Source organism: Methylobacterium dankookense (assembly GCF_902141855.1).
Lineage (GTDB): Bacteria > Pseudomonadota > Alphaproteobacteria > Rhizobiales > Beijerinckiaceae > Methylobacterium > Methylobacterium dankookense.
Genome location: NZ_CABFVH010000017.1, coordinates 25963 through 42481, shown reverse-complemented (window position 1 = coordinate 42481; position 16519 = coordinate 25963). Strand labels below are relative to the sequence as shown.

Sequence of the window (16519 nt, the reverse complement as noted above, 5' to 3'; positions counted from 1 at the left end):
GTCAGGCCGCCGAATGGGCCGGCAGGGCGGTGTGGGGCGCCGCCTCGGCGTCGCCGGCGACCGGGTCGTCCTCGACCAGCCGGCCCTCCAGCACGTCGCGCATGCGGGCGAGGTCGAGCTCGCCTTCGAGCTTGGCCATCACCACGGCCGCCACCGCGTTGCCGATGATGTTCACGATGGCCCGGCCCTCGCTCATGAAGCGGTCGATGCCGAGGATCAGCGCCATGCCGGCGAGCGGGATGGCGGGCACGACCGAGAGCGTGCCGACGAGGGCGATGAAGCCGGCGCCGGTGATGCCCGAGGCCCCCTTCGAGGTCAGCAGCGACACGCCGAAGATCGCGAGCTGCTGCGTCAGGGAGAGGTCGATGTTGGTGGCCTGGGCCACGAACAAGGCGGCCAGCGTCATGTAGATGCAGGTGCCGTCGGCGTTGAAGATATAGCCGGTGGGCACGACGAGCCCGACCACGGATTTGGAGCAGCCGAGATGCTGCAACTTCTCCATCAGCGAGGGAAGCGCCGCGTCCGAGGAGCTCGCGCCGAGCGTGATGAGCAGCTCCTCCTTCAGGTAGCGCAGGAGCTTGAACAGGCTGAAGCCGGCCCACATCGAGACGATGCCGAGCACGCCGAACACGAAGATCGCGCCCGTCAGGTAGAAGGTGCCGATCAGGCCGATGAGCTGCCCGAGCGAGCCGAGGCCGAACTTGCCGATGGTGTAGGCCATCGCGCCGAAGGCACCGAGGGGCGCGAAGCGCATCAGCACGTTGATGACGCCGAAGATCCAGTGCGAGGCGGCCTCCACGAGGTCGCGCAGCGGCTTGCCGCTCTCGCCCATCTTCGACAGGACGTAGCCGAACAGCACGGCGATGAAGACCACGGGCAGGATCTCGCCCTTGGTCAGGGCGTCGAAGACCGTGTTGGGCACGATGCTCATCAGGAAGTCGACGGTGCCGTGCTCCTTGGCGGCGCCGGCATACTTGGCCACCGCCCCCGCATCGAGCTTGCTCGGATCGGCATTCATGCCGGCGCCCGGCCGCACCAGATTGCCGACCACGACGCCGATCACGAGGGCCGCCGTCGAGAGCACCTCGAAGTAGAGCAGCGCCTTGCCGCCGAGGCGGCCCATCTTCTTCATGTCGCTCATGCCGCTGATGCCGGCGACGACGGTGCAGAAGATGACCAGGCCGATGACCATCTTGATCATCTTGATGAACACGTCGCCGAGCGGCTTCATGTCGACGCCGAGGCCGGGCGCCGCGTAGCCGACCAGGACGCCGAGCAGGATGCCGGCGACGACCTGGACGTAGAGGCTCGTATGGAGCGGTTTCGCTCGGCGTTCGGCTGCCACCTGCACGACGTTTCTCCCTGGCTGTTCTTGACGAGGCCGCCTTCCTGGCCTTCGGCCGGGGCGCTCTTCCGTCACAGGGCCAGAGCGCGGGCGAAACCGCCAATGCCGTTGTGGCATCGGTTCATGCCGGGCCGGCCGCTGCCTGCGTTGACCCCCGTCCAGGCGCTCGCCATGCTGCCCGGCCCTGGATGTGGCTCTGGCTCGGGGAAAGGGGCCGACGGATGGACGCCGCCTGGCTCGAGGACTTCCTGGCGCTGGTCGACCTTGGGCATTTCTCGCGCGCCGCGGAGCAGCGCTGCATCACCCAGCCGGCCTTCAGCCGGCGCGTCCGCGCGCTCGAGGAGTGGGTCGGCGCGCCCCTGTTCACGCGGGACGCCCTGCCGGTCACGCTGACGCCGGCGGGCGAGCGCTTCCGGCCGGTGGCCGAGGAGACGCTCCGGCGCCTCTACCAGGGCCGGGAGGCGGCGCGGGAGGCCGGCCGTATGGCGGCGGAGACCGTCCGGTTCGCCTCGACCCAGACGCTCTCAGTGAGCTTCTTCCCGAACTGGCTCAGGACCGTCGAGAGCTTCGAGAGCGTGCAGGGCACGATCCAGCTGACGGCCGCCCACATGGCCGCCTGCGAGCAGATGATGCTGCGCGGGGAGGCGCAGTTCCTGCTCTGCCACGACCATCCGAGCACGACGCACATGCTGGCGCCCGACCAGTTCCGCTCGATCCATCTCGGGACCGACATCCTGCTGCCGGTCAGCGTGCCGCGGCCGGACGGGACCGCCCCGCTCTTCGCCCTGCCGGGACGGCCCGACGCCCCCCTCCCCCTGCTCACCTATACGGGGGAATCCGGGCTCGGGCGCATCCTCGCGAGCGCGCGGGTCCTGGAGCAGAGCGAGGCTTCGGTGAGACCGGTCTTCGCCTCCCATCTCACCTCGGTTCTCGTGGCCATGGCGAGGGATGGCCGAGGGCTGGCCTGGGCGCCGCTGAGCATCCTGGGCGACGACCTCGAGCGCGGGCGGCTGGTGCGCGCCGCGAGTGCGGCGACCGACATCCCGATCGAGATCCGGCTCTACCGGCCGCGGGCACGGCAGAGCCCGGCCGCGGAGCGCCTCTGGGCGCTCGTCGCCGGCCGGGACTGGGATGTTCCGACACCGGATGCCGCGGAGGATCCCGACTCCGGCGCGTGAGGGCGTTCTGGGTTGTCCGGGGCATGAGCTTGTATCGCCCCCTCCCCGCCCGACGAAGCATGGGCGCTGGCGACGCCGGATCCGGCCCTGTTTCGGGAGAGATCGGGTCGGCGCGACCACGGCCTGCGGGCGGTGTTCGACCGGCTGCGCTGCTTCGTGGAGACAGGGCGCCGTGGCGGCTCATGGCGGCTCATGGCAGCTCATGGCGGCCAACCTGCAGGCCGATCCCCGGCTGGCATCGTCGCAGATACCGCTGTATCCAAAAATACATATCGCGGTCGCAGAGCCCTCCGCCGCCATGCTGGTCCGGCACCTCTCGTACTTCGTCACCCTCGCGCGCGAGCGGCACTTCGCGCGCGCGGCCGAGGCCAGCAACGTCACCCAGTCCACCCTCTCGGCCGCGCTCCGCAAGCTCGAGGACGATCTTCAGGTGGCCCTCGTCGTGCGCAACCAGCGCTTCGTCGGCCTCACCGTGGAGGGCGAGCACCTCCTCGCCTGGGCGCGGCAGATCCTGATCGACTACGACAGCCTGCGGGAGGATCTCTCCGGGCTTCGGACCGGCCTGAAGGGCACGTTGCGGCTCGGCGTCATCCCGGCGGCGATGGGTGCTGTCGGCTTCCTCACCACGCGCTTCCGGGAGGCGCATCCCGACGCCTGCGTCGAGATCCGCTCCCTGTCCTCGCGCGAGATCCAGAAGGGGCTCGACGGGTTCGAGATCGAGGCCGGCCTGACCTATCTGGAGAACGAGCCGCTCGATCGGGTCCGGCGCGTGCCGCTCTATCACGAGCGCTACATCCTCGCGATGCGCGCCGACCACCCGCTCGCTGCCGAGGCGCAGGTGAGCTGGGAGCAGGCCTGCGGCCAGCGGCTCGTCCTCCTGAGCGAGGACATGCAGAACCGCCGCATCCTCGACACCCTGGCGGCCGCCTTCGGGCTGGAGCTGCGCCCGACCGTCGTCAGCAACTCCTTCCTCGGCGTCTGCGCCCATCTGCGCGAGGGCGGATTCGTCAGCATCGTGCCCCAGACCTTCCGGCACCTGTTCGGCGGCACCGCGGACCTCGCCATGCGCGATTTCGCCGAGCCGACGCCGCATCAGGCGGTCGGGCTCGTCCTGTCCGAGCGCGATCCGCTGCCGCCGATGGCATCCGCCCTCCTGCGGACCACGCTCGGCGCGCCCTTCGCGGCGACCGTCGAGGCTGCGGAACGGCGGCCGATCCCCTGATCGGCGGCGTCGATCAGGCCATTCAAAGCTTTCGTTTGATGCCGGGCTGTCGAGCACCGAAGCTCTGCCTGCTCGCGCCGGGTTGCCGCCAAGGCAGCACAAGGCCACGGGCGGGGAAACGTCCGACAACACGATGCTCGATCGCGTTCCGCGGCCGATGGCGCGCGGCTGGACGCTCCCCTTTGGCTCACCGCGAAAGGGAGTGAAGCATGGCCAAGATCGTCCTCGTCCTCTACGACGATCCCGTCGAGGGATACCCGAAGACCTACGCCCGCGACGACCTGCCGAAGATCGAGCGCTACGCGGACGGCCAGACGCTGCCGACGCCCAAGGCCATCGACTTCCAGCCCGGCACCCTGCTCGGCAGCGTCTCGGGCGAGCTCGGCCTGCGCAAGTATGTCGAGGGGCTCGGCCACGAGCTCGTGGTCACCTCCTCGAAGGACGGTGCCGGCTCCGAGCTCGACCGTCACCTGCACGACGCCGAGGTGGTGATCTCGCAGCCCTTCTGGCCGGCCTATCTCACCGCCGAGCGCATCGCCCAGGCGCCGAAGCTGAAGCTCGCCCTCACCGCCGGCATCGGCTCGGACCATGTCGATCTCGACGCCGCCATCGAGCGGGGCATCACCGTCGCCGAGGTGACCTTCTGCAACTCGATCAGCGTCGCCGAGCACGTGGTGATGATGATCCTCGGCCTCGTGCGCAACTACATCCCCTCCTACCAGTGGGTGATGAAGGGCGGCTGGAACATCGCCGATTGCGTGTCCCGCTCCTACGACGTCGAGGGCATGCATGTCGGCACGGTGGCGGCCGGCCGCATCGGCCTCGCGGTGCTGAAGCGCTTGAAGCCCTTCGACATGCACCTGCACTACACCGACCGGCACCGGCTGCCCGAATCCGTCGAGCGGGAGCTCGGCCTGACCTGGCACGCCAGCCGCGAGGACATGTACGGCGCCTGCGACGTGGTGACCCTGAACTGCCCGCTCCACCCGGAGACGGAGCACATGATCAACGACGAGACGCTGAAGCTGTTCAAGCGCGGCGCCTATCTCGTCAACACCGCCCGCGGCAAGCTCGCCGACCGCGACGCCATCGTGCGGGCGCTCGAATCCGGCCAGCTCGCGGGCTATGCCGGCGACGTCTGGTTCCCGCAGCCGGCGCCGAAGGACCATCCCTGGCGCGCGATGCCGCATCACGGCATGACGCCCCACATCTCCGGCACCTCGCTCTCGGCGCAGACGCGCTACGCGGCGGGCACCCGCGAGATCCTCGAATGCTATTTCGAGGGCCGGCCGATCCGGAACGAGTACCTCATCGTCGATGGCGGCACGCTCGCCGGCACGGGCGCGCATTCCTACAGCGCCGGCAAGAAGGCCTGACGCGCGAGATCGGGCGAGCGGTCCTGAGGATCGCTCGCCCTCATTGAGAAGCACGGCGGAGGGACGAGCAGGATGCGCAGTCGTGGTGCTCGGATCCATGCCGCCATCGCGATTGCCCAGGGGCTGGCACTTCTCTGCTGGATCGGCGACGCGCTGATACGGCCCCGGATGCTGCCGGGCTTCAATCCCGGCGAGTTCGCAGGGTCCGCCCTGGCCGCGATCCTCCTCGTCGGTCTGAACGATCGGCACTATGCATGGGGTACGGCCCGGAAGAAGCGGGTCAGGATCGACGCGAAGCGACCCGGGCAACCCCAATTGCGCCCTCTCGGCCGTCGATAGGGTCATCCAAAGCGATCGAGGATTGCGGCCGGCTCGCTCGCCGACATCGACTCAGGAAGATGATCGTGTCCTGAGATGAAGACCCGGCCTGGGGATGGACGCTGCGGAGCCCTCACGTCAGCTCAGCGCAACTCCCTGGAGCGCTCTCGGGGGAAGTGGACACCGGTTCGGCGAAAGAGAGCGCGTCAAAACAAGAGTTTAGAGCCGTTCCCGATTGCAACGCGATCGGGAACGGCTCTAGGTCGTCGCCCGCAATCCCGGGAATCGAGGTGCCACGGCGTTTGCCGGCCGAGCCGTTGACCGCGGCCAGCCGCATCGCCTCATCGGGCGTGAAGCGGCGCCAGATCGAGCTTGCGCGCCCTCTCCGATCCTGCCTGGAAGGCTTCCGACTCGGTGGAATAGGAAATGGTCGAATGCTCGTGCCAGTGCTTGTCGGGCACTGCGATCGTCCATCGAAATCTCTTTCTCTGAAAAGCGCAGCGGCGTGTCGTGACGTTATATCTGCATGTTATTAGCTCATGCATTGGAATCTGGTCCATGGCACGTTCGTTGAAATGCTCGATCGTCATCGCTTTCGAAGCAGAAGATGCTTCGGCCGTGCATCAGGCTCGTTGAAACAGATCGAATGAAATCTGTACGGATCTCGCAATATCGAAATCGTCCGTCAGACGTTCGAGCGAATGGCAGACCGTCTTGATCTCATCGTGACCCGATCCATCATTCATGGAAAGTCGCCCGGTCCAGCTCTTCATGATGTGCGGCGTCGAAGCGCCGGCGACGAAGCAGATGGTGTTTTCATTGATCGATCCGACGAGAATTCGGCTTCGACACGTCTCTGCAACCTCGGATCTGGCGGAGATGTACGTGCCTGAGATGGAAGAGCCGCACTGGACCAAGTGGAGCTCATCGCCGGCCTTGTTGCGCCATTGCCCCGCGAACATCCCGTTCTCCATGCAGCCTCCCGGATCCACGTCTTCGCGCGTGACGATCCTGCGCTATAGTTACATTTATATCCCGCTGGGGCCACGGGACGGGGCCTCTTCGGAGCCGCGCGCAGAGCAGGCCCCATGTGCAAAAATGCATGGTCTCACGCTGGAATAGAGGCCTGTGCAATGGCATCCCGCTATTGCTCCAGGGCACCAAGGTCAGCCGCAGACGCGTAGCCGAGCAAGCGAAGCGCGAATGCTCGACTGTCGCGCTATAGGCAGGGCGCGCCCGCAACGGCGTGCTCAGGGTACATGCTGGACCGATGACGCTCCCCTCCACGTCCGTTGCCCCGAGAGCCGCCATGCACCGCTCGCGGGACTTCATGCTGACCTTGGCGCTCCTGTGGTTCGCCGGCGTGGCTCTCCGCGCGACGATCCTGGCACTGCCCCCGGTGCTGCCGGCCGTCTCGTCCGAGCTCGGACTGAGCGCCGCCGATATCGGCGTGCTGGCCGGCCTGCCGTCGCTCCTCTTCGCTGTCGCCTCGCTCCCCGCCGCGACCCTCATCCCCCGCATCGGCCCGGTCCCGACCCTCGTCCTGGGCCTGTTGGTGAACGCCATCGGTGCTGCCGCGCGCGGCTTCGCGCAGGGTACCGTCGCCCTGGAGGCGGCGACTGCGCTGATGTGCCTGGGTGTCGCCGTGATGCAGCCCGTGCTGCCCGCCCTGGTCCGGGCCTGGGCTCCCAGGCGCATCGGCTTCGCCACCGCGGTCTATACCAACGGGCTGCTTGTGGGTGAGGTGATCCCCATCGTCTGGATACCGGGATCGGAACTGCCCCTCGTCGGCGGCGGCTGGCGCGCCGCGCTCGCCGTCTGGGCACTGCCCGTCCTCGCGACGGCCCTGGGCTTCGTCCTGTCGGGGCGGCACTTGGCCCTCCCCTCCACGCCGCCGCGGGGCCGCCTGAACTGGCGCGACGGCCGCGTCTGGCGGGCAGGCCTGCTGCTCGGCGGCGTGAACGCGTCCTATTTCGGCCTCAACGGATTCCTGCCGGGGTGGTTCTCGGCGACCGGCTGGCCGGAGCTGGTGCAGCCTGCCCTGATCGCCCTGAACATCGCGCAGCTCCCGGCCTCGTTCCTGATGCTGGTCCTGGCCGACCGCCTGGTCCGTCGTCCGATGGCCTATGGCATCGGAAGCGCCGTGTATGTCGCCGGCGTCGTCGGCCTGATCGTCGTGCCCGGTCCTCTCGCGGTCGCCGCGGCAGCGGTGGCCGGGTTCGCCAACGCGGCGCTCCTGACCCTGGCGCTGGCCGTGCCGTCCGTGCTGGCCGATGGCGAGGAGGTTCCTCGGCTTTCGGCGGCCATGTTCAGCATCGGCTACGGGTTTGCGGTGGGCATGGCCTTGCTGGCCGGCCGCCTCTGGGATGCGAGCGGGATGGCCGTCCTGGCGGTGCTGCCCTTCGCCCTCACCTCGGCTCTGACGGGGCTTCTGGGCCTGACGCTTCGGCCGCACGTTTTCACCCGGCGGTTCTGATCGGCTCACGGCGCGGCGTCCGCATCCGGCCCGCACGAACCGGGATCGGCGGGAGTCTCCGCGGACCTGAGCAGGCCTACCCCACCTTGGGCTTGCGAAGGCGATAGACCTGCCACGTCAGCATCATGCTCGACGCCATCAGGGCGGCGTGCAGCAGGTGAAGGGGAAGCTGTCCATCTTGCATCGGCTCGATCCTGCGGACATGGCGTTGCCGGGGAAGCCAGGGTTCCAGCAACAACCGGGCCAATGCCCGCGGTGGCGCGCCGCGTGAGCCGCCCGCCTCCGCCGAACGTCCGTGCCTTGAGCCGATCGAGTCGTAGTGTCCGGTCGTGGCGGAGCGCCTATGCCGGCACCGGTTCGGGCTGCGCGAAGGCCTTGGCCGAGAGCAGGCGGGTCAGGGTCGCGAGCAGATCGGTCTGGGTGATGATCCCGAGGACGTGCCGGTCACCGTCGACGACCACCACCGCATGGGTGCGGCCGTCGGTCAGCGAGGAGGCCAGCGCGACCACCGGCGCATCCGGGCCGGCCGTTCGGGCCTCGGACATCACCTGCGCGATGCCCACATCGCCATGGAGCGTCAGCTCGCGCAGGCCGAGCGTCCCGGCGAGCCGCCCGGCGCCGTCCACCACGGGCAGCGTCCGGATGTTGTGCGTGATCAGGAGTTCCCGCGCCCGCTCGGCGCTGCTCTCCAGCCCGACCGTGACCACGTCGCGCGACATGACCTCGCCGCAGGTGAGGTTGCCCTGCATGCGCACGAGCGCATGCATTTCGACCTGGCGGAGCAGCCGGTCGAGGTCGGCGCGGTCGATGTCCAGCGTCTCGTGCAACTCGACCAGGGCCGCGTCCACGTCCTCCGGGTTGAAGCCGACCCGCAGCGGCGCGGGCAGATCCGCGGTTCCGTGCGTGTTGGCCGGCGCCGCGACCGGGACGTGCGGGTAGTTGCGGCGCGAGATCTTGTGGAAGGCGACGCCGAGCGCGACCAGGATGACCGAGTTCACGCAGACCGGGAACAGCGGGAACAGGAACCCGGCGGAGGTCACGGCCGGGCCGCCGATGAGCGCCGTCAGGGCGGCCGCGCCGCCGGGCGGGTGAAGGGAGCGGGTGAGCGACATCGCGGCGATGGCGAGCGACACGCCGACGCCGATGGCCACGACCGGGTTCGAGATGAAGTGGGCGGCCAGCACGCCCATGAAGGCGGAGATCGTGTTGCCGCCGATGATGGACCAGGGCTGGGCCAAAGGGCTCGCGGGCACGGCGAAGAGCAGGACCGCCGAGGCGCCCATCGGCGCGACGATGAGCGGGATGTGAGGGCCCTGGCCGAAGACCAGGCCGCAGATCAGACCGGTGAGCGTGATGCCGACCAGCGCCCCGAGGCAGGCGACCAGGCGCTCTCGCAGGGTGGCGCCCGCCAGGATCGGCCTGAACAGCCGAAACCCGGACGACTTGCCGGCTTGGTCGGGGCTGACGGTCCTGGCCATCCTCGCGCGTCCCTCGCTTGCCCGAACCGTTACCGGAATCGCCCGTTCAACAGGCAGATGCTCCGATCGTCGGTGCGGATCTCTGGTATACCAGATATCCGTTTACGGGCTGCGGCCGAAATTGCAACGTGCCGAGGCATTCTGCCTGAAGGCTAGGCAATTCGAGTTCGGATCCTCGCCCGGAGGACCATGAAGAAATCGCCGCCGCGCCTCTCACGATCACGGCGGCGCTCGGCTGATACCGGGTCCGGTTGATCAGACCGGACGCGGTCTCGGCCAAGCCCGCGCGGCGCCTGAGCGAAGGCGACATCCGCCATCCCGAAGGGGTCACCCGGATGTCGTATGAGGTCGCTTCGCGGGGCCGCTCACGGATCCATCTCGCCTGAACCGTGGGCGCCGGAGTCGCGACGCTTCGGCCAGGCCGGAGAGGCCGGATGCCCCTGAAAAAGCTCTCGGACGAGCGGGCGCCCCCGAAAATCGCTCTGGCCGGCCCATGACCCCGGCGAGGGCGGCCGGCGCCGCCCGACCAGGGAGATGCGACATGCGGACGGTTTCGATCCTCGCCGGACTCGGCCTGATCCTCGGCGGCGCTCCGGCCCTCGCGCAGGATGCGGCGGGTCCGGGCAGCCGCGGAAACCAGGAGTTCCTCGGCGTCGACCTCGACAGCGGCGGCGTCTATTACAACGGCCGCAATTCCGGGCATTACTGCCTGTACCGCACGGTCGAGGTGTTCAACCGCTACACCGGCTATGTCGAGCTGCGGCGCGTGCGCCGCTGCGGCCGCGGCCTCTACCTGCCGTGAGGAGGCCGGTGATGCTGGCCGCCCTCTCGCCGCTCCACCTCGTCGTCCTCAGCCTCGTCGTCGCGCTGGCCGTCGGATGACCGGCCGCCTGCCATGCTAGGGCCGGGATTGCCCGTCCATGGTCGCGCCGGGACGGGCGCGCGCAAGAATCAATGCGCGCACGAATCAACCGGTCGGGCCGGGTCGCGCCATCCCCGGACGTGAGTGCCCGACCCTGCAGGAAGGGAGGAAGCGCATGACGGCAAAGGCCCCGGTCGCAAGGTCCCGGCATCTCGCCCGGCTCGCGGTGACGGTGCTCCTGCCGGTCGCGGCCCTGCTGGGTCCGCCCGGACCGGCCCGGGCCGCGCCCGAGCCGGTCCCCTTCTCCGACAATGCGGACTCGGTCGCCGTCGTCGTCGGCAACCGCAGCTACAAGCAGACGGTGCCGGTCGACTACGCGCACAACGACGCCGACGCGATCCGCGCCTATCTCGTCGAACGCCTCGGCTATCGCGACAGCAACGTCTTCGTCCTGAAGGACGCGACGCTGAACGAGTTCAACCAGGTATTCGGGACCGAGCGGAACCCGCAATCCGGCCGCCTCTGGCGCAGCGTGCGCGAGGGCCGCTCGAACGTCTTCGTCTATTATTCGGGCCACGGCGTGCCCGACCTCGCCACGAGACAGCCCTTCCTGCTGCCGGAGGACGGCAACCCTAACCAGGGCGAGAGCGGCTACGCGCTCGAGACGCTCTACCGCAACCTCGACCTCGTGAAGCGCAAGATCGGCGCCGAGCGCCAGCTCGTCGTGATGGTCGATGCCTGTTTCACCGGCGAGACCGGGCGCAGGGGCGAGAGCCTGCTCGCGGTCTCGGCCCCCGGCTTCGCGCCGTCCCGTCCGAAGGCGGAGAGCGGGATCGTGCGGCTGGTGGCGACCTCCGGCGCGACGCCCGCGAACTGGGACGAGGCGAACCGGCTCGGCCTGCTCACCAGCCGCTTCCTGATGGGGGCCTCGGGCCTCGCCGACGCGAAGGAGCAGCAGGGCGACGGCGACGGGCAGGTCCAGTGGCCGGAGCTGAAGCGCTACCTGCGCCGCGAGGTCGAGGAGGCGGCGCGCCGCGCCAGCGGTCGCGAGCAGGTGCCGGAGATCGACGACGCGCCCATCGTGCTGAAGGCCTCGCTGCCCGTGGCGGCGGTGGCGCGGGGCGTCGCGGCGATCCGCGACGAGGCCGCATGGCGGCGCGCCGAGGGGCTCGGCACGCGCGAGGCGTTCGAGGCCTATATCGGCACCTGCGGCGAGGTCTGCGGCTACCGGCCCCAGGCGATGGACCGGCTTCTCGCCGGACGGCAGCGGGACGCGGCGGCGATCGACCAGGAGAACTGGGCCCGCTTCGGCAGCCAGCGGCAATACCAGGCCTATCTCGATTCCTGCGGCGCGGTCTGCGCCTATCGCGGCCTCGCGGAGGGCTATCTCGGCGGCTCCGACCCGAGCGGCGATCCCCGGGTCCAGCGCTGCGACGCGCTGGCCGCGGGCACCGACGATCCCGACCGGCCGAAGGCCGTCCCCGGGGTCAAGCTCGGCCGGATCGAGCCCGCGGCCGCCATCGAGGCCTGCCGGGCGGCCTCTGCCGCCTATCCGGGCCTGCGCCGCCTCGCCTACCAGCTCGGCCGCGCCTACGACCGGGCCGACCGCTACAAGGAGGCCTTCTCCGCCTATGACCAGGCCGCGAAGGCCGGCAGCGTCTCGGCGATGAACAACCTCGCCACGCTCTACGAGAACGGCCAGGGCGTGAGGCGGCAGCAGGCGGAGGCGCTCCGGCTCTACCGGCAGGCGGGCGAGGGCGGCAACGTGGTGGCGCTCGCCAACGCCGCCCGCATGCTCGAATACGGCAACGGGATCGCGAAGAACGAGGCCGAGGCCGTCGCCCTCTACAAGCGCGCGGCCGCGGGCGGGGACGTCGCCTCGATCTCGAAGCTGGTGCCGCATTACGGCACGGGTGCCTACGGCTTCCCCAAGGACCTGCGCCAGGGCTTCGACCTGTTCCGGCAGGCGGCCGACAAGGGCGATCCCGTCGCGATGGCCGCGATGGCGACGCTGATCGACAACGGCTACGGGCGCTTCTTCCCGGGCGTGCGGTCGGCCGACATGGTGATGCGGGCGCTGAAGAAGGGCGAGCTCGGCGCGGCCTCGGTCTCGGCGACCGACACGGCGGCCCAGAAGCTGAAGCCCGAGACGATCCGCAGCGTGCAGCGCGCCATCAAGGAGGCGGACTATTATCCGGGCGCCCTCGACGGGCGCTTCAACCCGGTCTTCGTGCGCGCCCTCGACCAATACGCCAAGGCGAACGAGGCGGAATGAGGCGCCTCCTCGCCGCCGGGCTCGCAGCCGGCCTCGCCGGGTCCGTCGTGCCCGCCCGCGCCGATCCCGGCAGCGCGGCGCTCGCCCCCTTCCTCGACGCGGTCGCGGCCTGCGCCGGGCGGCCCGATCCGACGCTCGCGGTGGTCGGCGTCGAGCCCGGCCAGACGGCCCTGTCCCGCGAGCAGGCCGAGGAGGTGCGGCTCGCGCTGGAGAGCCGCCTGCAGGCGACCGGCCGGGTCAGGCTGGCGGCGGCCGCCGACGTGGTGCGGATCAAGGCCCTGCGCGAGGGCACCACCGGGCTCTCCGGCGTTGAGGCCGAGGCGCAGATCCGGGCGGCCTTCTCGGGCGATGCCAGCGTCTTCCTGGTGGAGCCGCGCCGCGCCGGCGGGACCGTCGCCCTGCGGCTCCAGGCCATCACCCGGAACGCCGCCTGCAAGGCGACGAGCGAGCCCGTCGCGGTGCCGATCCGGGTCGGGGCCGGCGTCGCGGATGTCGACGCCGTGATGGAGGGGGCGGTCAGGGCCTTCGCGCAGGCCGCGCCGCAGGCCGGCGCCGTCGAGGTCTGCCCCTTCGTGGCCGAGGGCGGCCACTCGACCTGCGCGGGCGCGCTCACCGACCGCCTCGTCATCGCGCTCGATGCCGAGGCGCGCTCGGCCAACCGCATCCTCAAGGGCGCGCGCCTCGACGTACGCCGCCGCCCGCCGGGCACCGCCTGTTCGGGGCCTGTCACGGCACGCGGGCGCTTCCTGACCGATCGCGACCGCCAATCCTGGATGGAGGTGGAGTTCCAGCGCGACGGGGCGGTGCTCGCGCCGACGGGCCGGCGGCGCATCGGCGTCGAGGGCCTCGGCTGCGATCCGACGCCGCGCCCCTTCCTCGATCATCTGGTCGCGACCGCGCAGACCGATGGCGGCCGCCTCGCGGTCGGCGCCGCCGCCACGCCCTTCTCGGCCGGGCAGCGGCTCGAGATGCGCATCGAGGCGCGGGCGGGGCAGAGCCTCTATTGCTGGGTGGTCGCCCCCGACGAGACCGCCTTCGTGGCGCTTCCGGTCCGCGGCAACCCCGCCTCGCTCGCGCCGCTCGCGGCGGGCGACGTCCGGCGCTATCCGCGCGGCTACGGGCTCGACGAGATCGTCGCGGGCGAGCCCTTCGAGAACCTGTTCGCCTGCTTCGGCGTCGCGGGCGGCCTGCCGCCGGAACTCGCGGAGCGCTGGCTCGCGGCGGCGCCGGGCCCGGACGGCGCGGCGCGGCTGCTGCAGCCGCCCGAGGTGCTCGACCTCGTCGAGAGGATCCGGGCGACGCCCGGCGTCACCGAGGCGGCGGCGCGGATCGTGGTGCGGTGAGCCGCGCTGCGACGGACCCGATCACCCGAGCCGACCCGCAGGAGTGCCGCATGCGACGCCATATGCGATCTCTCGTCCTCGCCCTCCCCTGTCTCTGGGCCCATGCGGCGCAGGCCGACGGCTTCGCGATCCGGGATCTCGCCGCCGTCGCGGATGCGGCGAAGGCGGCTCTCGGCCAGGGCTTCGCCGCGCGCGCCGAGACCCGGCGGCTGACCCTGGTCTGCACCGGCTGCGCCGGCGCGCCGATGCTCGACCTGCTGCTCGGCCGCCAGACCGACGGGACGGAGGAGCGCGTCCGCTCCGGGCAGACTTCCGTCGCGCAGCTCGAAGCCCTCTGCCAGGCCAGGAGCCCGGATTGCCGGGTGTCCGGTCTGGCCGTGGCCCCGGCGGTCGGCTGGGTCAGCAGCTACGCCGCCGGGAGCGGCGCGGGCGCGACCGCGGTGATCCTGTATGGCGGGGATCTGCTGACGATCCGCGGGCTGGCGGGCTCCCGCGAGAGCGCGACCCGTCATGTCGAGGCGCTGGTGCGCGCGGTGGCGCCGCGCATCGTCGGCCGCTGAGCGGGCTGCCGGGCGCGAGGGGTGACGGATGCGGGGCCGGGCGATAAGGATGCGGCGTTCCGAGGCATCGCGAGGGTGGAGCCGGGCGGACGCATGACCGGCGGATACGACGAGCGCTGCGCGGCCGATCTCGCCAATGTCTGCGAGGGCCGCGAGCTCGCCCGCGAGGACCGCGCCTGGCTCGCCCGGGCCGTCACCGGGGCCGTGCGGCCGAACCGCGACAGGCCGCTCTGGGACCTCGCCCACGCCCTCGCGGCCCTCGCCCGGCTGACGCGGGCGGGCGCGGGCCGCGATCTCGTCACCCTGGTCCTCGATCCGCAGCTGGCGCGGGCCGAGGCCCTGCGAGCCCGCTTCGCGGAAGCGGGGACGGCGACCGGGACCGCCGATGCGCGGGGCCTCGTTCTGCAAGGTGATGCGGAGGGCTGGCGCACGACCTGGTCCGGTCTCGCGCGCCTGCTCGCGCTGGCGGAGTTCGTGCTGACCGCGGAGGATCTCGCGCATTTTTCCGCCCTGTCGGGCTGGCTCGACGAGCTGGTCTCCGCGCCGGGGCCGGAGGGCGCCGCGTTCCTGGCAAAGCGCCTCGCGCGCCATCTCGCCGCCTATCGCAACGCCCACCTGCCGCTGGCGCCGCTGGAGCGCCGCTTCCGCGCGATCCTCGGCTTCCTCGACGGCCGCCGCGCCTTCACGGACGACGACATCCTCGGGTTCTGGCAGGCCGAGATGGGCGGGGACGAGCGGCCGGGCTTCCGCACGGTCGCCGAGCATTTCGTGACCTTCGAGGCCGTCTCGGCCCTGCTCGGCGATCTCGAAGGGCTCGCCGCGGCGGCCTCGCTCGACGCGGTCGAGGGATGGGAGGACCGCCTCGACGCCTCGCTCGGGGACCTCGCGGTCGAGCCGGCCGAGAGCCTGGCGGTCCTGCTCGCCGGCATCGGCGACGCGCCGAAGATCCTCACGGGCGCCGAGCGCGACGATCTCGCCGACCTGCTGCGCCTCGAACCCTTCCACCGCACCCGCCCGCTCACGACGCTGCGGGCCGCGAGCTTCGGGCGGGTCCAGTCCGGCCTCGCCAACCGCCTGCGCCGGGGCGGCGGCGGGGCCGAGATCGCCGAGCGCGTCACCTGCGCGGAGGCCGAGACCTACCGGGCCCTGGCCGACCGGGTCGCTGCGCTGGCGGCGCATCTCGACCGGATGCTGCGCATCGCGGCCGCGCTCCGGGTCCCGGCGGATGCCGAGGGTCTCGAGCCGGAGGTGCGCGGCGCGCTCGCCGCGGCCCTGACCGATCTCCGGCGCGTCCGCCGCGCCGGCTTCGACGATCCCGACCGGGTGACCGCGGGCTTCGCCGCCGCGGACGCGGCCCTCCTGCGGCTCGCCGACGAGATCGGCCGGCTCGGCCGCGCGCTCGCGGGCCTCGCCGGGGAGCGGCCCCTGGAGGCGGCCTTCACGGCGGACCGCGCGATCTTCGCCCGGACCCTCGCCGAGGCCTACGCGGCGGAGGCGGCATGAGCGACGACGCGGCCGGCCTGCTCGCCGAGATCCATGCCGCGCGGGGCCTCCTGCGCGCGACCGCGCGGGCCGCTCCGAGCCCGGCGCGCGCGCATCCGGGCATCGCCGCCCTGTGGGCCCACGCGATCCGCGAGCCGGGCGCAGCGGTCGATCTCGCGGTGGTCCGGGCGATCCGCACGGATCCCGACACGGCGCGGCGCTACCGGACCCTCCTCGCCGCCCAGGCGGTCGCGCACGCGCCGCTCGCGGCGGCGGCCGCGGACGGGCGGATCGCGTCGCGCCGGATCGGGGCCTTCACGCTCGAGTTCCTGGACGGGATGGCGGAGGGGCCGCCGCTCCTCGTCATCCGCGGCGAGAATCCGCGGCCGCCGCGCATCATCGAGGTGATCCTGGCGGACGATGCCGTGCGGGTGGCGCTGCCGGAGCCCATCGCGGGTGCGATCCTGCTCGCCCTCGATCCGGCGGTGCCGGACGTGGTGCGGCTCGGGGCGATGCTGCGGAACCCCGCCTCCGCGGCCTTCCTGCTATGACGATGCCCTGCCTATGACGATGTCCTGCCCGACGGCCCCCGGGGCGGCGTGAC

Annotated in this window: 13 protein-coding genes; 10 read left to right on the top strand and 3 right to left on the bottom strand. The window is 71.3% G+C overall.

Annotation, left to right across the window (positions count from 1 at the left end):
* Position 1: 1 nt before the first annotated feature.
* A complete protein-coding gene (locus MTDSW087_RS14425; RefSeq protein ID WP_144765005.1) occupies positions 2–1351 on the bottom strand; it encodes a dicarboxylate/amino acid:cation symporter in 1350 nt (449 codons plus the stop codon).
* Between the two features lie 215 nt (positions 1352–1566).
* Between MTDSW087_RS14425 and MTDSW087_RS14420 the strand changes: the two genes are divergently transcribed.
* The 3 genes from MTDSW087_RS14420 (at position 1567) to MTDSW087_RS14410 (ending at position 5121) form a co-directional block, all read left to right on the top strand.
* Positions 1567–2523, top strand: a complete 957-nt coding sequence (locus MTDSW087_RS14420; protein WP_144765003.1) for a LysR family transcriptional regulator — start codon at positions 1567–1569, stop codon at positions 2521–2523.
* Positions 2524–2821: 298 nt separating this feature from the next.
* On the top strand, positions 2822–3745 hold the full coding sequence (locus MTDSW087_RS14415; protein ID WP_144765001.1) for a LysR family transcriptional regulator: 924 nt from the start codon (positions 2822–2824) through the stop codon (positions 3743–3745).
* A gap of 209 nt (positions 3746–3954) precedes the next feature.
* Positions 3955–5121 carry an NAD-dependent formate dehydrogenase gene (locus tag MTDSW087_RS14410; protein WP_144764999.1) on the top strand — a complete coding sequence of 389 codons (1167 nt, stop codon included), beginning with the start codon at positions 3955–3957 and terminating at the stop codon, positions 5119–5121.
* A gap of 941 nt (positions 5122–6062) precedes the next feature.
* Here MTDSW087_RS14410 and MTDSW087_RS14405 read toward each other — a convergent pair.
* Positions 6063–6413, bottom strand: coding sequence for an avidin/streptavidin family protein (locus MTDSW087_RS14405; RefSeq protein WP_144764997.1), 351 nt, complete (start codon positions 6411–6413; stop codon positions 6063–6065).
* Between the two features lie 335 nt (positions 6414–6748).
* Here MTDSW087_RS14405 and MTDSW087_RS14400 point away from each other — a divergent pair, with 335 nt between their 5' ends.
* Positions 6749–7915: an MFS transporter gene (locus MTDSW087_RS14400; RefSeq protein WP_186383850.1), complete on the top strand. Its 1167-nt coding sequence runs from the start codon at positions 6749–6751 to the stop codon at positions 7913–7915.
* Positions 7916–8256: 341 nt separating this feature from the next.
* Here the strand turns inward: MTDSW087_RS14400 and MTDSW087_RS14395 are convergent, their stop codons facing one another.
* Complete coding sequence (locus tag MTDSW087_RS14395) at positions 8257–9393, bottom strand: HPP family protein (protein WP_186383849.1); 1137 nt, start codon at positions 9391–9393, stop codon at positions 8257–8259.
* A 541-nt stretch (positions 9394–9934) separates the two neighbouring features.
* Here MTDSW087_RS14395 and MTDSW087_RS14390 point away from each other — a divergent pair.
* From MTDSW087_RS14390 to MTDSW087_RS14365, 6 genes are all read left to right on the top strand, one after another.
* On the top strand, positions 9935–10195 hold the full coding sequence (locus MTDSW087_RS14390; RefSeq protein ID WP_144764992.1) for a hypothetical protein: 261 nt from the start codon (positions 9935–9937) through the stop codon (positions 10193–10195).
* Between the two features lie 235 nt (positions 10196–10430).
* Positions 10431–12530 (top strand): caspase family protein, encoded by a 2100-nt coding sequence (locus MTDSW087_RS14385; protein WP_144764990.1) that lies wholly within the window; start codon positions 10431–10433, stop codon positions 12528–12530.
* Positions 12527–13873 (top strand): hypothetical protein, encoded by a 1347-nt coding sequence (locus MTDSW087_RS14380; RefSeq protein WP_144764988.1) that lies wholly within the window; start codon positions 12527–12529, stop codon positions 13871–13873. The genes MTDSW087_RS14385 and MTDSW087_RS14380 overlap by 4 nt, the downstream gene beginning before the upstream one ends.
* Positions 13874–13923: 50 nt before the next feature.
* Positions 13924–14433, top strand: coding sequence for a hypothetical protein (locus MTDSW087_RS14375; RefSeq protein ID WP_238179469.1), 510 nt, complete (start codon positions 13924–13926; stop codon positions 14431–14433).
* 93 nt (positions 14434–14526) lie between these two features.
* The gene (locus tag MTDSW087_RS14370; RefSeq protein WP_144764985.1) at positions 14527–15936 is read left to right on the top strand and encodes a hypothetical protein; all 1410 of its coding nucleotides are present in this window, start codon (positions 14527–14529) and stop codon (positions 15934–15936) included.
* Positions 15933–16466: a hypothetical protein gene (locus MTDSW087_RS14365; protein ID WP_144764983.1), complete on the top strand. Its 534-nt coding sequence runs from the start codon at positions 15933–15935 to the stop codon at positions 16464–16466. Before MTDSW087_RS14370 ends, MTDSW087_RS14365 begins: the two co-directional genes overlap by 4 nt.
* Positions 16467–16519: the final 53 nt, after the last annotated feature.

Bases quoted from the DNA above. Each gene is read 5' to 3' on its own strand.
- MTDSW087_RS14420 (WP_144765003.1), top strand. From the start codon at position 1,567: ATGGACGCCGCCTGGCTCGAGGACTTCCTGGCGCTGGTCGACCTTGGG.
- MTDSW087_RS14415 (WP_144765001.1), top strand. From the start codon at position 2,822: ATGCTGGTCCGGCACCTCTCGTACTTCGTCACCCTCGCGCGCGAGCGG.
- MTDSW087_RS14410 (WP_144764999.1), top strand. From the start codon at position 3,955: ATGGCCAAGATCGTCCTCGTCCTCTACGACGATCCCGTCGAGGGATAC.
- MTDSW087_RS14405 (WP_144764997.1), bottom strand. From the start codon at position 6,413: ATGGAGAACGGGATGTTCGCGGGGCAATGGCGCAACAAGGCCGGCGAT.
- MTDSW087_RS14400 (WP_186383850.1), top strand. From the start codon at position 6,749: ATGCACCGCTCGCGGGACTTCATGCTGACCTTGGCGCTCCTGTGGTTC.
- MTDSW087_RS14395 (WP_186383849.1), bottom strand. From the start codon at position 9,393: ATGGCCAGGACCGTCAGCCCCGACCAAGCCGGCAAGTCGTCCGGGTTT.
- MTDSW087_RS14390 (WP_144764992.1), top strand. From the start codon at position 9,935: ATGCGGACGGTTTCGATCCTCGCCGGACTCGGCCTGATCCTCGGCGGC.
- MTDSW087_RS14385 (WP_144764990.1), top strand. From the start codon at position 10,431: ATGACGGCAAAGGCCCCGGTCGCAAGGTCCCGGCATCTCGCCCGGCTC.
- MTDSW087_RS14380 (WP_144764988.1), top strand. From the start codon at position 12,527: ATGAGGCGCCTCCTCGCCGCCGGGCTCGCAGCCGGCCTCGCCGGGTCC.
- MTDSW087_RS14375 (WP_238179469.1), top strand. From the start codon at position 13,924: ATGCGACGCCATATGCGATCTCTCGTCCTCGCCCTCCCCTGTCTCTGG.
- MTDSW087_RS14370 (WP_144764985.1), top strand. From the start codon at position 14,527: ATGACCGGCGGATACGACGAGCGCTGCGCGGCCGATCTCGCCAATGTC.
- MTDSW087_RS14365 (WP_144764983.1), top strand. From the start codon at position 15,933: ATGAGCGACGACGCGGCCGGCCTGCTCGCCGAGATCCATGCCGCGCGG.